The organism is Kitasatospora sp. NPDC086791 (assembly GCF_040685975.1).
GTDB lineage: Bacteria > Actinomycetota > Actinomycetes > Streptomycetales > Streptomycetaceae > Kitasatospora.
Map to the genome: position 1 here is coordinate 235697 of NZ_JBFBOC010000003.1, position 13900 is coordinate 249596.

11 protein-coding genes are annotated in these 13900 nt (G+C 74.8%); 2 read left to right on the top strand and 9 right to left on the bottom strand.

All coding sequences use genetic code 11. From position 1 onward, the window contains the following. Positions 1–82: 82 nt before the first annotated feature. Both AB0Q99_RS08075 and AB0Q99_RS08080 read right to left on the bottom strand, forming a co-directional pair. Complete coding sequence (locus tag AB0Q99_RS08075; RefSeq protein WP_363569469.1) at positions 83–541, bottom strand: hypothetical protein; 459 nt, start codon at positions 539–541, stop codon at positions 83–85. A 260-nt stretch (positions 542–801) separates the two neighbouring features. Further along, positions 802–2970, bottom strand: a complete 2169-nt coding sequence (locus AB0Q99_RS08080) for an ATP-dependent DNA helicase UvrD2 (RefSeq protein ID WP_363569637.1) — start codon at positions 2968–2970, stop codon at positions 802–804. Positions 2971–3233: 263 nt separating this feature from the next. On the opposite strand from AB0Q99_RS08080, the gene AB0Q99_RS08085 reads away from it, so the two are divergent. Beyond that, positions 3234–3491, top strand: coding sequence for a mycoredoxin (locus AB0Q99_RS08085; protein ID WP_363569470.1), 258 nt, complete (start codon positions 3234–3236; stop codon positions 3489–3491). Between the two features lie 29 nt (positions 3492–3520). Here AB0Q99_RS08085 and AB0Q99_RS08090 read toward each other — a convergent pair whose 3' ends face one another. From AB0Q99_RS08090 to AB0Q99_RS08115, 6 genes are all read right to left on the bottom strand, one after another. After that, positions 3521–4360, bottom strand: coding sequence for a GntR family transcriptional regulator (locus AB0Q99_RS08090; protein ID WP_363569471.1), 840 nt, complete (start codon positions 4358–4360; stop codon positions 3521–3523). Between the two features lie 255 nt (positions 4361–4615). Further along, entirely contained in the window at positions 4616–5557 is a 942-nt protein-coding gene (gene nudC, locus AB0Q99_RS08095; RefSeq protein WP_363569472.1) for an NAD(+) diphosphatase, read from the bottom strand. Between the two features lie 69 nt (positions 5558–5626). Further along, entirely contained in the window at positions 5627–7030 is a 1404-nt protein-coding gene (locus tag AB0Q99_RS08100) for a dipeptidase (protein WP_363569473.1), read from the bottom strand. 148 nt (positions 7031–7178) lie between these two features. Further along, positions 7179–10049 (bottom strand): ABC transporter permease, encoded by a 2871-nt coding sequence (locus AB0Q99_RS08105; protein ID WP_363569474.1) that lies wholly within the window; start codon positions 10047–10049, stop codon positions 7179–7181. Next, entirely contained in the window at positions 10046–10810 is a 765-nt protein-coding gene (locus tag AB0Q99_RS08110; RefSeq protein WP_363569475.1) for an ABC transporter ATP-binding protein, read from the bottom strand. Before AB0Q99_RS08110 ends, AB0Q99_RS08105 begins: the two co-directional genes overlap by 4 nt. 68 nt (positions 10811–10878) lie before the next feature. Continuing rightward, positions 10879–11505, bottom strand: a complete 627-nt coding sequence (locus AB0Q99_RS08115; RefSeq protein WP_363569476.1) for a PadR family transcriptional regulator — start codon at positions 11503–11505, stop codon at positions 10879–10881. A 79-nt stretch (positions 11506–11584) separates the two neighbouring features. Here AB0Q99_RS08115 and AB0Q99_RS08120 point away from each other — a divergent pair, with 79 nt between their 5' ends. Then, positions 11585–12556 (top strand): endonuclease/exonuclease/phosphatase family protein, encoded by a 972-nt coding sequence (locus AB0Q99_RS08120; RefSeq protein WP_363569477.1) that lies wholly within the window; start codon positions 11585–11587, stop codon positions 12554–12556. Positions 12557–12601: 45 nt separating this feature from the next. Here AB0Q99_RS08120 and AB0Q99_RS08125 read toward each other — a convergent pair whose 3' ends face one another. Beyond that, positions 12602–13786: a PP2C family protein-serine/threonine phosphatase gene (locus AB0Q99_RS08125; protein WP_363569478.1), complete on the bottom strand. Its 1185-nt coding sequence runs from the start codon at positions 13784–13786 to the stop codon at positions 12602–12604. Positions 13787–13900: the final 114 nt, after the last annotated feature.

Below are 13900 nucleotides of genomic sequence, written 5' to 3' on the forward strand. Positions count from 1 at the left end.
TTGCGTACCGGACAAAACAGAAGGGCCGCGGATCCCGGTGTGACGGGTTCCGCGGCCCTGGAGGTGCCGACCTGAGGCTGACTCAGGTTCGTTCTCTCCAGGGTTCAGGCCCGCGGAAGGCCCGCATCCGGACGGCCTTGGCGCCGTTGAAGGCGGCCACGGCCTGGTTAATCTGCTGCTCGTTCTGCTTCTGGGGGTTTCCGGCACCGATGACCCGCGCATAGCCGCCATGCGTGGCGGCGGCTACGGCCGCCTTCGGTGCCCGGGTCGGTCGCTCGTCGCGCAGGGAGCGCGGCGTGCCGAACGACGCCCAGCCACGGGACAGACCGGTCTCGACGGAGGTGCCTTCGACGCTGCCGCTGCCCGTGAAGCACAGATCAGTGTGTCCGAGACCACTGACAACGGAGACGACGGAGACACCAGTGGTGTCGAGACCCAGACCGGTACCACCGAGCTCGGCGAGCGCCCGCAGTCGGGCGGCACGCAGGGAGGCAGGGACAACGGTCTGGCCAGTCATTTTGGTGATCATGATGGTTCCCACTGTCTTCGCCTCCTCTCGGCGTCTCGCGGAGCCAGGTTTCCCCGGCTCCGAATGTTCGGATGTCTGTCTCGGTGAAGCTGTCGGGTGAGGGGGATTCGGCACAGGTGTCACCCCGTGCGATCGCGTCCCCTTGACCGCCCCGGCAGGCTATTGCGCTCCCGGTACGCCGCGCAAACTATTTTTCGCGGTGAGTTCCACGGCGCGCTCCGCAGCCGGTTCGGAAGTCCCCGAGCAGTCCCCTGGACCGCGCCCGCGCCGGCTCACGCCGGATCGACCGGACCGTCGTCCTCGACGCCGTCCGGATCCTCCTCGGGCTCCTCCCCCGCACACAACGAGAGCACGGCGGCCCCGTACTTGTCCAGCTTCATCGCGCCGACCCCGGAGATCGAGGCCAGGTCCTGGCGGTTGGCGGGCACGTCCTCGGCGATCGCCATCAGCGTCGCGTCGGTGAACACCACGTAGGCCGGGGCGCCCTGCTTCCTGGCCTGCCGGGCCCGCCACTCGCGCAGCCGCTCGTAGAGCCCCTCGTCCATCGTGGACGGGCAGCTCTCGCAGCGGCGCAGCTTGCGCTCGACGGCCTCGGTGAGCGCCTTGTCGCAGACCCGGCACTTGACCGGTCCGCGGACCCGCCGGGCGGCGGAGCGCTCGCCGGGCTCGACGCCCCCGCGGCCGCCGCGCGCGCCGCTCCGCGCGCCGGGTGCGGAGGAGCCGGGGCGCAGCCCGTCGAGGAAGCGGCTGGGCTTGCGGCTCGCGCGGCCGCCCGGGGAGCGGGAGAGCGCCCAGGAGAGGGAGAGGTGCTTGCGGGCGCGGGTGACCCCGACGTAGAGCAGGCGGCGCTCCTCCTCGACCTGCTCGTCGGTCTTCGCGTAGATGATCGGCAGGGTGCCCTCGGTGAGGCCGACGAGGAAGACGGCGTCCCATTCGAGGCCCTTGGCGGCGTGCAGGGAGGCGAGGGTGACGCCCTCGACGGCGGGGGCGTGCTGGGCCGCTGCGCGGGCGTCGAGCTCGGCGACGTAGGCGGCGAGGTCGGTGTCCCGCCCCTCGGCCGCGCGGGTGCGCTCGAACTCCTCGGCGAGGCGGACGAGGGCGGCCAGGGACTCCCAGCGGTCCCGGACGGCGCCCGAACCGGCCGGGGGCTCGGCGGTGAAGCCGCGGGTGGCGAGGACCGCGCGGACCTGGCCGGCCAGGTCGGGGGCGTCGGCGGTGAGCGGGTCGGAGGCGGCGCGGGCGGCGCCGCGCAGCAGGACGCCGGCGTCGCGGACCTCGGGGCGCTCGAAGAACCGCTCGGCGCCCTTGAGCTGGTAGGGGACGCCGAGGTCGGCGAGGGCCTGCTCGTAGACCTCGGACTGGCCGTTGGTGCGGAACAGGACGGCGATCTCGCTGGCGCGCACGCCGGCGGCGAGGAGGTCCTTGATCCGGCGGGCGGTGGTCTCGGCCTCGGTGGGTTCGTCCTCGTACTCGGTGTAGACCGGCTCGGGGCCGGCCTCGCGCTGGGAGACGAGTTCGAGGCGGTGGCGGGCGGCCTCGCCGCGGGCCTGGGAGAGCAGTCCGTTGGCGAGGTGGACGACCTGGGGGGTGGAGCGGTAGTCCCGGACCAGCTTGACGACGGTGGCCCCGGGGTGGCGGCCGCGGAAGTTCAGCAGGTAGTCGGGGGTGGCACCGGTGAAGGAGTAGATGGTCTGGCTGGCGTCGCCGACGACGCAGAGGCTGGCGCCGCCGCCGGGGCCGGTCCACTGGTCGAGCAGGCGCTGCTGGAGCGGGGAGACGTCCTGGTACTCGTCGACGGTGAAGTGCCGGTACTGGGAGCGGACCTGGTCGGCGATGTCCGGGCGGTCCTCCAGGATCGCGGCGGTGAGCAGCAGCACGTCCTCGAAGTCGATGGTGCCGCGGCGGCTCTTGGTCTCCTCGTACACCCGGTAGACCTGGGCGGTCTCGGCCGGGTCGCGGGGGGCCTCGCGGCCTGACTTGGCGACGGCCGCGGGGTAGTCCTCGGGGGCGGTCTGGGTGACCTTGGCCCACTCGATCTCGGCGGTGAGGTCGCGCAGTTCGGTGCGCTGGACGCGCAGGCCGCAGCGGCCGGCGGCCTCGGCGACCAGCTGGACCTTGCGCTCCAGGAGCTGGGGCACGGGGCCGCCGACGGCGCGGGGCCAGAAGTACTGGAGCTGGCGCAGGGCGGCGGCGTGGAAGGTGCGGGCCTGGACGCCGTCGGCGCCGAGCTGGCGCAGCCGGCCGCGCATCTCGCCGGCGGCGCGGGCGGTGAAGGTGACGGCGAGCACCTGCTGGGGGTGGTAGACGCCGCTGCGCACGCCGTAGGCGATGCGGTGGGTGATGGCGCGCGTCTTTCCGGTGCCGGCACCGGCGAGGACGCAGACCGGGCCGTGCAGGGCGGTGGCGACGGCGCGCTGTTCGGGGTCGAGCCCGGCGAGCACGGCGTCGGGGCCCGTGGCGGCGCCGGGATCGGCCCAGGGGGAGCCGTGGGAGGCGTCGTAGGGGCTGCCGCTCAAGAGGTCTTCCTGCATGCGTTCCATCCTCTCAGCCCGGGGGGACAACGGGGGCGGGGTTGTCCACAGGCCCGGTGTGATCGCAGGATGATCGCTCCGCAGTGCGGTCGATGGCGGGCCGGAATGCCCGCCGTCCGGCGGACGTTCCTCCCGGAGACCGTACGCACCCCTCTTCCGAAGGAGCCCCCTCGATGTCCGGCACCGTGACGATGTACAGCACGACCTGGTGTGGTTACTGCAACCGGCTCAAGAGCCAGCTGGACCGTGAAGGCATCGGCTACACCGAGATCAACATCGAGGAGGACCCGGCGTCGGCGTCCTTCGTCGAGTCGGTGAACGACGGCAACCAGACGGTGCCGACGGTGCTGGTGACGCCGGTGGGCGGCGGCGAGCGGGTCGTCATGACCAACCCGAGCCTGCTGCAGGTCAAGAAGGCCCTGGCGGCCTGATCCGGCCGGGCCGTCCGGGCCGCCGCGCGTCACGTCGCGTCGGCCCGGGCGGGGTCGACCGGCGCGGCGGGCGCGGGCAGGCTGGTGCGCGCGCCGAGGTCGCCGACGCCGTAGACGAGCCGGCTGCGGTCGGCCGAGTAGCGGGTCTCGATGACCCGGACGGGCCCGCGCCGGTCGTAGGTGACGCGGGTCTGCACCACGAGCGGCACGCCGGGGCCGCCCTGGAACCACTGGGCCTCCTCGGGGCCGGGCATCCGGGCGACGAGGTGGTCGACGGCGCCGACCTCGGTGCGGCCGAGAGTGGCGAGCACGGCCTCGTCCCCGCCCTCGACGGGGTCGGGTTCCATCAGCGGGGTGCCCGCGGCGAGACCGGCCCGGTAGTGGCTCTCCTCGATGGAGTACGGCTCGCGGTCGAGCAGCCGCAACTGACGACGGACCACGATGGCCTCGCCGGGGCGCAGTCCGAGGCGCTCGGCGATGTCGACCCGGGCCCGGACGATCATCATCTCGAAGTCGGTGCTGAGTTCGCGCCCGGCTTCGGCGGCCTCGCCGAGGTAGACGGCGGAGGGCGCGGCCAGGCAGTCGCGCGGCGCGGGGGTCGGGGTCGGGCCGAAGGCGCGGTGGTCCAGGACCGGGTGTTCGCGCAGGTAGGTGCCCTTGCCCTGGAGGCGGACCAGGCGGCCCTCGTTGACCAGGACGTCGACGGCGAGGCGGACGGTGTTGCGGGCGACGCCGTACTGGCGCTCCAGTTCGCTCTCGACCGGCAGGGCGGCGTCGGCGGTGAACTCGCCCTCGGCGATCCGACGGCGCAGGTCGGCGGCGAGGCGCTGGTATTTGGGGGATTGGGCGGTGCCCCGGGGGATTGTCACCCGAGTGAATGTAGCGAGCACGGCGACGCGGTTTCAGCCGTTTCCGGCAATGTCGTCCGTGCGGGGTGACGACGGCGCTCCCGGGGCCTCCCACGGTAGCAGAACTGGCCCGTCCGAATACGAACAGTGGGTGGTGCGGAATTCGGGAAGGGATCGGAAAGGAGAAAGGGGGCGCACGGCATTCACCGCACGCCCCCTTTCCCCGGGAGCCCCCGATCGACCGGAGTCCCCGCCGGCGGGAGCCCCCGCGCGGAATTACCAGCGCGCCGCCGAGGGCAGCGGCTCGCCGTACCAGAGCTCGACCAGGTGCCGCGCGATCGAGATGCCCGACGGCGGCAGGATCTCGCCCGCCGCCATCCCGGCCCGCAGCTCCTCGCGGGAGAACCAGCGCGCCTCGGCCAGCTCCTCGCCGTCCACGGTGATCTCGGTGCCGCCCGGCACCGCCTTGCCCGCGAAGCCGAGCATCAGGCTGGACGGGAACGGCCAGGGCTGGCTGGCGACGTAGCGCACCTCGCCGACGCGCACACCCGCCTCCTCGTGCACCTCGCGGGCCACCGCCTGCTCGACGGACTCCCCCGGCTCGACGAAGCCGGCCAGGGTCGACCAGCGGCCCTCCGGCCACAGCGCCTGGCGGCCGAGCAGGCAGCGGTCCTGCTCGTCGGTGATCACCATGATCACCGCCGGGTCGGTGCGCGGGTAGTGCTCGGCCGCGCACGAGGTGCAGCGCCGCACGTGCCCGGCGCCGGCCTTCTCGGTCGGGTGCCCGCAGCGCGAGCAGAAGCTGTGCAGCCGGTGCCAGTGCTCCAGCGCGACGGCGTGCACCAGCAGCCCGGCGTCCCGGTCGGACAGCAGCCCGCCGACCTCGCGCAGCCCGGCCGGGCGGGCGTCGCCGTCCAGCCGCCCGGGCAGGCTCTCGCCGGCCAGCGCGAAGTACGAGACGCCGTCCTGGTCGGTGCCGAGGAAGTACCGGTCGCCGGTCTGCGGCGCCTCGAAGGAGGGCAGCAGGACGAGTTCGGTGCCCTTCGCGGTGTCGACCACGAATGCCTCGCCGCCGGCGATCGGCAGCACCCGGGTGGCCGGGTGGCTCCAGGCCGCCGCCAGCCAGGGCTCGTCGAACCGGTGCTGGGCCGCCCGGTCCACCCCGGCCCGGGCCAGTGCCAGGTGCAGCGGACGCTCGGTCTCAGGCACGGTGCTCACGTCGTTCCATCCCCAGGTGGTGAATCATCCGGATGAGTGATCTGACTGCCTCGGCGTGCGGAGCGTCGGTCACGCGCCGGGCCGGAAGTTCTCGGCCAGGTCGCCCCACAGGTACGCGGCCGTCTCCACGCCCTTCGCCAGCAGGTCGAGTTCGACCTTCTCGTTGACCGAGTGCCAGCCGTCCGAGGGCACCGAGATGCCGAGGAACAGTACCGGCGCGCCCAGCACGTCCTGCAGGTCGGCCGCGGGGCCGGAGCCGCCCTCACGGGTGAAGAGGATCTTCTGCCCGAAGGCCCGGCCCATCGCGCGGACGGTGGACCGCAGCGCCGGGTGGTCCAGCGGGGTCAGGCAGGGCCGGGTCGCGCCCGGGAAGACCAGCTCGTACCGGACGCCCGCGGGCACCCGCTCGGCGACCCAGGCCCGCACCGCCTCGCGGACCTTCTCCACCTCCTGCCCGGCGACCAGCCGGAAGGAGAGCTTGAGGTGCGCCGACGCGGGGACGATGGTCTTGCCGCCGGGGCCGGTGTAGCCGCCCCAGATGCCGTTGACCTCCGCGGTCGGGCGGGCCCAGATCCGCTCCAGGGTGGAGTAGCCGGCCTCGCCGCGGGTGCCGTACGACTTGGCGACCTTCAGCCACTGCTCCTCGTCGAAGGGCAGCTCGGCGAACAGCTCGCGCTCGCGGTCGGTCAGCTCGACCACGCCGTCGTAGAAGCCCGGCACCGCCACGCGGTGGTCGGCGTCGTGCAGCGCGGCGGCCAGCTCGGCCGCGACCTGGGCCGGGTTGGGGACGGCGCCGCCGAAGGAGCCGGAGTGGATGTCGGTGTCCGGCCCGTACAGGTCGATCTGGGCGTCGGCGAGGCCGCGCATGCCGGTGCAGACGGTCGGCGTGGTGGCGGACCACATGCCGGTGTCGGAGATGACGACCACGTCGGCGGCCAGCCGGTCGGCCTCGCGGCGGACCAGGTCGGCGAAGTTCGGCGAGCCGGACTCCTCCTCGCCCTCGATCAGCAGCTTGAGGTTGACGGCCGGCGCGGTGCGGCCGGTCGCGTCCAGGTGGGCGCGCACGCCCAGGGTGTGGAAGAACACCTGGCCCTTGTCGTCGGCGGCGCCGCGCGCGTACAGCCGGCCGTCGACCACGGTCGGGGTGAACGGCTCGGTGTCCCAGCCGTCCTCCTTCACCGCGGGCTGCACGTCGTGGTGCCCGTAGACCAGGACGGTGGGCGCGGACGGGTCCCCGGAGTGCCACTCGGCGAACACCGCCGGCAGCCCGTCGGTCTCCCACACCTCGGCGACCGGGAAGCCGGTCTCGCGCAGCTTGGCCGCCAGCCACTCGGCCGAGCGCCGCACGTCGCCGGCGCGCTCCGGGTCGGCGGAGACCGAGGGGATGGCCAGCCACTCGGCGAGGTCGGCGAGGAAGGCGCTCTGGTGCCGGTCGATGTAGGAGCGGACGACGCTGTCCGGGGTTCTCGTCATACCGACGACTGTAGTTCGCCCGTGCGGGTGCCCGCCCCGGCCGCCCGGGTGCCGGGCCCTCCCGGGACTGTAACCTCCGTCACCCCCGCCGCGCACGGACGCGGACGGGGGTGACGGGACGGCGGTGCCGGAGGCGGGGGTGCCGGCCTCAGCCCGAGCGGCGCAGCATGGTGATCCGCGAGCGGGTGAGCACCGCCGCCAGGGCGGCCGCGAGCAGCGGGAGCAGCACGACGGTGGCGGCGATGGTGGGCCACGGGAGGACCACGATCGCCTTGCCGGCCAGCTCCTCGGGGCTGATGCCGGGGTAGTTGCCCGCCGCGCCCTCGACCTTGCGCAGCGCCACGCCCGGCACGATGCCGCAGACCACGCCGAGCAGGGCGCCCATGGCGGCGATCACGCCGCACTGGAAGCCGGACAGCGAGCGCCGGATCCGGGGCTCGGCGCCGACCGCCGCGAGGGTGGTCAGGTCGCGCTGGGAGTCCGCGGCGGCCAGTCCGGTGGCGATCCCGGCCGCGCCGAGGGCGACCAGGCCGGCGAAGACGGTCAGCCCGAGGGTGACGAGACCGGCCGGGGACTGGTAGCCGCGCTCGACGGTGAGGAGCCCGCGGTCGGTGATCCGGGCGAGCGCGCCGTCGGCCTTCTGCTGGGAGCCGTCCGAGGGCGCCGCGTCCGGGAGCCAGACCGAGCCGGCCGTCGCGGTGGTGAACCCCAGCCTGGCAGCGGTGTCCGGGCTGATCACGGCCTGCCCGGGGGCGGGCATCACGGCCGCCGCGAGGACCGCGTCGACGGCGACCTCGTGGCGGACGGGCTTGCGGCCGGCCGTGCCGCTCGCGCTGAAGTCGATCGGCTCGTCGTAGTTCAGGGCGAGCTTGCCGTCCTTCAGGTACCGGGCGTCGAAGACCACGGCCTTGCCCGCGGCGAGGGCCCGGCCGGCGGCCGGGTCGGTGACGCCGTAGAGGTTGTGCAGCAGGGTCGCGTCGCCGGCCATCAGCGGGCCGAAGGAGCTGCCGCGGCGACGATCGCCCTGGCAGCGCTTGTCGGTCGACAGGATCTGCTCGGCCTCTCCGGGCCCGAGCTCGCGGTCGTTGTCGAGGACCGGGCAGCGGTCCTCCTTGGGCAGGTCGACGCTGATGTAGCCGCACGGCGCGCCGTCCGAGCAGTCGCCCTTGTAGTGCACGTTCCGGACGTCGGCGCGCGGGCCGAGGTCCGGGATGCTGCGCTCGACGGCCTCGCGCATCTGCGGCAGCAGCTTGCCGTCGGTGTCGGACAGCCAGCCGCTGCCCAGCAGGACGGCGCCCGAGGGGCCGTGGGCGACGTACTCGCGCCGGTACTGCTCGTCGAAGCTGGCGGTGTAGACGCCGACCGCGACCGAGCCCGCGACGGCGGCCATCACGGCGGCGACGGCGGGCGCGGTGCGGCCGCGGTGGCGCACGGAGTCGCGCAGGGCGAGCCGGGGGCCGAGCGAGAGCCAGCGGCCGAGCCGGCCGAAGAGGCCGACCAGGTAGGGCGTGAGTGCGACCATGCCGAGTTCGGCCACGGCCGAACCACCGAGCACGGCGAGGCTGCGGTTGCCGACCCCGCTGGTGGCACCGAACAGGGCGAGGGCCGCGCCGCCGGCGAGCATCAGCAGGCCGAGCACGGCGAGCTTGCGGCTCGGCGGCTTGAGCGAGTCGCGGCCGGTGAGCGCGGAGACCACGTCCTGGCGGGAGGCCTGGACGGCGGGGACGACGGCGGCGAGCAGCCCGGTGACCAGGCCGACCAGGAGCACGCCGGTCAGGTCGAGCGGCTGGAGGGCGAAGTGGCCGAAGCGGCGGCCGGAGTACTCCTCGGCCTGGGTGCGCAGCAGGGCGACCAGGCCGACGCCGAGGGCGAGGCCGATCGCGGCGCCGGTGACGCCGAGGACGATGCCGCCGCCGAGCACGACGGCCCGGACGTTGGCGCGGTCACCGCCGGCGGCGGCGAGCAGGCCGAGCTGCCGCCGGGAGCGCCGGGCCCCGACGGCGAAGGCGGGGCCCGCGAGGAGGACGATCTCCAGCAGGGCCATGCCGACGACGGTCGCGAGGATGACGACGCCGGTCTTGTCGAAGTAGGAGGTCACCCGGGTCGAGTGCCGGTCCTCCTCGACGTAGAAGGGGACGTCGGCGCGGGCCGGGGGGTCGGTCAGGACGGCCCGGGAGGTGACGGTGAAGCCGTGGTCGTTGAGTCGGGTGACCTCGGGCCAGTCCAGGCCGGCGCCCGCCGGGAGCTTGACCAGCCAGCGGGTCGGCTCGCCGGTGCCGGAGCCCGGGCCGCGGGCGGCGCCCTGGGTCCCGGCGAGCCGGTCGATCACGGCGCCGGGCCTGGCGAAGAGCTCGGTGGCGGCGAGTTCGCCGGGGTACTCGTAGACGCCGGTGATGGTGAACGGGGTGGCTTCCAGGCCGCGGACGGCCGTCCGATCGCCGATCCTGAGGCCGGAGCGCTTGAGGAAGTCCGGGGTGACGGCGGTCTCGTGGTCGTTCGCCGGGGCGCGGCCCTTGACCAGGTTCACGCGGCCGTTCCAGACCGGGTCGTTCAGGTCGGCCTCGGTGACCCGGGTGGCGAGCAGGCCGTCGGTGCTGCTCGCGGCGGTGTACGGGCCCTGCCGCTCGGGCACCAGGGTGGCGCCGGCCGGGAGCAACTGCCGGGCCAGTTCGGCGGGTTCGGTGTCGAGGGAGCGCTGCTGCGCGGGGGTGTACCGGGGCTCGGCGCCGTCCTTGGCCTTGTCCTTGGGGTTCTCGATGCTGAACCCCTGCTCCGGGTCGGGCGCCTGCTTGACGGTGGAGCCGCGTTCGGCCAGCTCCAGTTCGGCGGCGGCCTGCCCCATGACCCGTACGGCGTGTTCGGCGGGCGAGAGCGCGGCACTGCGGAACACCACGTCGGCGCCGGTGACGCCGAGGACGGGCAGGGCGACCATCGCGACGACGAGAGCGCTGCGGCCCTTGGCGCGCAGGGCGTCGCGGCGGGCGATGCGCAGGGCGAGCCGCCAGGCGCTGAGCTTCACTCGTCCACCTTCATGCTGTTGGTGGCGGCGCTGACGAGCAGGCTGGCGGCGTCCTGGCTGACCGACTCGTCGACCATGCGGCCGTCGCGCAGGAAGACCACGCGGTCGGCCCAGGCGGCGTGCCGGGCCTCGTGGGTGACCATCATGGCGGCGGCGCCGGCGTCGCAGCGGGCCCGCAGGACGGCGAGGACGGCCTCGCCGGTGGTGGAGTCGAGGGCGCCGGTGGGCTCGTCGGCGAGGACCAGGCGGCGGTCGCCGATCAGGGCGCGGGCGATGGCCACGCGCTGCTGCTGGCCGCCGGACATGTCGTCGGGGAAGCGGTCGGCGAGCTCGGGGATGCCGAGTTCCTCCAGCGCGGCGAGCGCCTCGCGCCGGGCGGCGCGGGCGGACAGGCCGTCGAGTTCGCGCGGCAGCGAGATGTTCTCGGCGGCGGTGAGGGCCGGGATCAGGTTGTAGTCCTGGAAGACGTAGCCGACGGAGCGGCGGCGGACCTGGGCGAGCCGCTTGCGGCTGAGGTCGCCGAGGGCGACGCCCTCGACCAGGACCCGGCCGCCGCTCGGGGTGTCGAGGCCGCCGGCCAGGGTGAGCAGGGTCGACTTGCCGGAGCCGGAGGGGCCCATCACGGCGACGAACTCGCCGGGGTGGACCTTGAGGTCGACGCCGCGCAGGGCCTGGACCTCGGCTGCGCCGTGGCCGTGGACGCGGGTGACGTTCTCCAGGTGCAGCACCGGCGTCTGCCGGGACTCTCGGGTGTGGGACACGATTCCCCCCTTGTGCTGGGTGTGGGCCCGGGGCCGAGGGCCGGGGCCGGTGGTTCGGGGCCGGGCGCTCAGGCGCGCAGGCGGCGGCCGCGCTTGGCGGGCGCGCCGCCGTCGCGGGCGGCCTCGGCGGTACGGGTCTGCAGGAGTTCGGCCTGCTGGGCGAGCCGGGTCTCGCAGTGGTCGAGCCAGCGGATCTCGGCCTCGGTCTGGAAGATCAGCTGGTCCAGGACGAGCAGCCAGGCGAGGTCGTTGCTCGCCGAGGGCACCACGCCGGGCCGGGCCTCCCCGGCCAGGGCGCGACCCTTGAGCCGGGTGTAGTCCTGGAGCGCCTTGATGCTGTGCCGGCGCTGGCCCTGGACGACGGCGGAGACGTCCACCCCGGGGACGGTGACCGCCATCGCGAGCTTGATGGCCAGTTCGTCGCGCGGGGGGTTGGTCCGGGGCACCGGGGTGTCGAACCAGGCCCGCAGCTCGGCGCGGCCGGCGTCGGTGACGGCGTAGAACTGGTGGCCCTCGTCGTCCTCCCCGGCCGCCTCGACCAGGCCGTCCCGCTCCAGCCGGGACAGCGTGGTGTAGACCTGCCCGACGTTGAGCGGCCAGGTGGCGCCGGTGCGCGCCTCGAACTCGGTGCGCAGCTGGTAGCCGTAGCGCGGGCCCTGGTCGAGCAGGGCGAGCAGACCGTGACGGATGGACATACCGAGTATGTATACCCGGTATGCCCCACCGCCTCAAGCCGCACCCCCCTCCCCCGGCGACCGGGTACCGTCGTGCGGTGTGAGCCAGTTGCGCATCGCCACCTTCAACCTGTTGCACGGTCAGCCGCTCGCCCCGGACGGCGCGCCGCGGCCCTACCCCGCCGAGGCCGGGGAGCCCTTGGCCGAGGCGGTGGCCGCGCTGGACGCCGACGTGCTGGCGCTGCAGGAGGTGGACCGGTACCAGGCGCGCTCCGGCGGCACCGACCAGGCGGCGGTGGCGGCCGCCGCGATGGGCGCCAAGGACTGGCGCTTCGCCGCCGCGCTGCACGGCCGCCCGGCGCCGGTGGCGGGCTGGGTGCCGGACCCGTCCGGGCCGAACGGCCTGCGGGTGTACGGGCCGGACGAGGTGGGCGACGGCGCCCCGCCCTCGTACGGGACGGCCCTGCTGACCCGGCTGCCGGTGCGGCACTGGCGGGCCCGGCGCTTCGCCGCGGCGCCGTTCGGGCTGCCGCTGCGGGTCGCCGGGCGGCGCGGGCTGACCCAGGTACCGGACGAGCCGCGGGCCGCGCTGGCGGCGGTGCTGGAGGGCGAGCGCGGGCCGTTCACCGTGGTGGCGGCGCACCTGTCCTTCGTGCCGGGCTGGAACATGGCGCAGCTGGCGGGCATCCGGCGGTGGATCGCCGACCTGCCGCAGCCCTACCTGGTGCTGGGCGACTTCAACCTGGTGGGTGCGGTGCCGCGCACGGTGCTCGGCGGGGCGACGGCGCTGGAGCGCGGCTCGCCGCGGACGCGGGTGCGGGAGCTGCGGGCCGCCCGACGGGCCCGGCCGCTGTCGGCCGAGCCGCGTCGGCGGCGGGTGCGCGAGCCGCGGCCCCGGCTGCAGGGCTGGTACGACCTGGCGCGCACGCCGACGTACCCCTCGCACCGGCCGGCGGTGCAGTTCGACCACGTGCTGGCGGTCGGCGTGCCGCGCACGGCGGTGGGCCCGGCGGCCGCGCCGCGCGCGGCGGTGTCGGACCACCGGCCGCTGCTGGTCGAGGTGTCGCTGTAGGGCCGCCGCCGGCCCGGGAGCCGCCGCGAGGACCTGTGCGACGGCCTAGTGCCGGGTCAGCACCCCGGCCTGCTGCGGCACGTGGACGCCGGGCGTCGGCGGCGGTTCGTACTGCAGGAGCAGCATCGCCGCGTCGTCGCCGAGCTGGCGCCCGACGTGCCGCACCACGTCCTCGTGCAGGCGCCGCAGGACCTCGGCGGGGTGGCCGTCGGCGCAGCGCGGGAACCGCTCGGCGAGCGGGTAGAAGGCACCCGCGCGGTCCCGGGCCTCGATCACCCCGTCGGTGAACAGCAGCACCCGGTCCTCGCCCCGGAGCGGCACCCGGTGGACCGGCGGGCGGACGTCGGCCGGGTCGAGGACGCCCAGCGGCGGTACGGTCTCCGCGAGTTCGAGCGGCCGGACCTCCCCGCCGCGCAGCAGCAGCGGCGCGGGGTGGCCGCAGTTGACGATCTCGGCGGTGCCGTCGGGCCCGACGCCGATCAGCACCAGCGTGACGAACTCCTCCTCCACGCCCGGGTGGTCGTTCTCGTGCAGGGCGCGGTCGAGGCTGTCGGCCAGCCAGCCGGCCACCCGGTCCAGCGCGGACTCCTGGTGCGCGGCCTCGCGGAAGGCGCCGAGCACGGCGGCGGCCGTCTCGACCGCGCCGAGGCCCTTTCCGCGCACGTCGCCGACCACGGCCCGCACGCCGTGCCGGGTGTTGACCACCTCGTAGAGGTCGCCGCCGATCCGGGCGTGCGCGGCGGCGGCCTCGTAGTGGACGGCGGCCCGGACGGTGCCGACCCGCTCGGGGACGGGCCGCAGCAGGACCCGGCGGGCGATCGAGGCGACCAGCTGGGCGTCGGCCAACGCCCGTTCCTGGCGCAGTCGCAGGGTCGCGCTGACCCAGCCGATCGTGGCGACGAGCAGGACGGCGATGACGCTGGCGGCGTGCACGGACGAGCCGAGCGTGTCGCTGCGGAAGGCCATCAGGAAGGCCGCCGCCTCGGTGCACAGCCCGATGACGAACGGGTACCAGGTGCGCCGGCTGACCACGGCGGCCAGCGCGGGCACGGCGGTGAGGGCGGGTTCGACCGTCACCCCGGTGCCGCTGAGGTAGTCGAGGACGACGATCAGCGCCATGCCGATGAACGGCAGCGCCAGTGCCGTCCTCGGCCAGGTGCCGGTCGCGCCCGGAGCGGGCCCCGGGGTCGGCCCGGTGAACCGCTCTCTGATCCATCCGGTCGCGCTCAACGTCGGTTTCTCCAGCAGAAGGCGCCGATGCCCGGGGGCACCTGCGGTGATGACTGAGGGTTAGGGAATACGGGCCTCGCTGGCGGCCGGAGCACGGGGGTTGACCGGTTACCG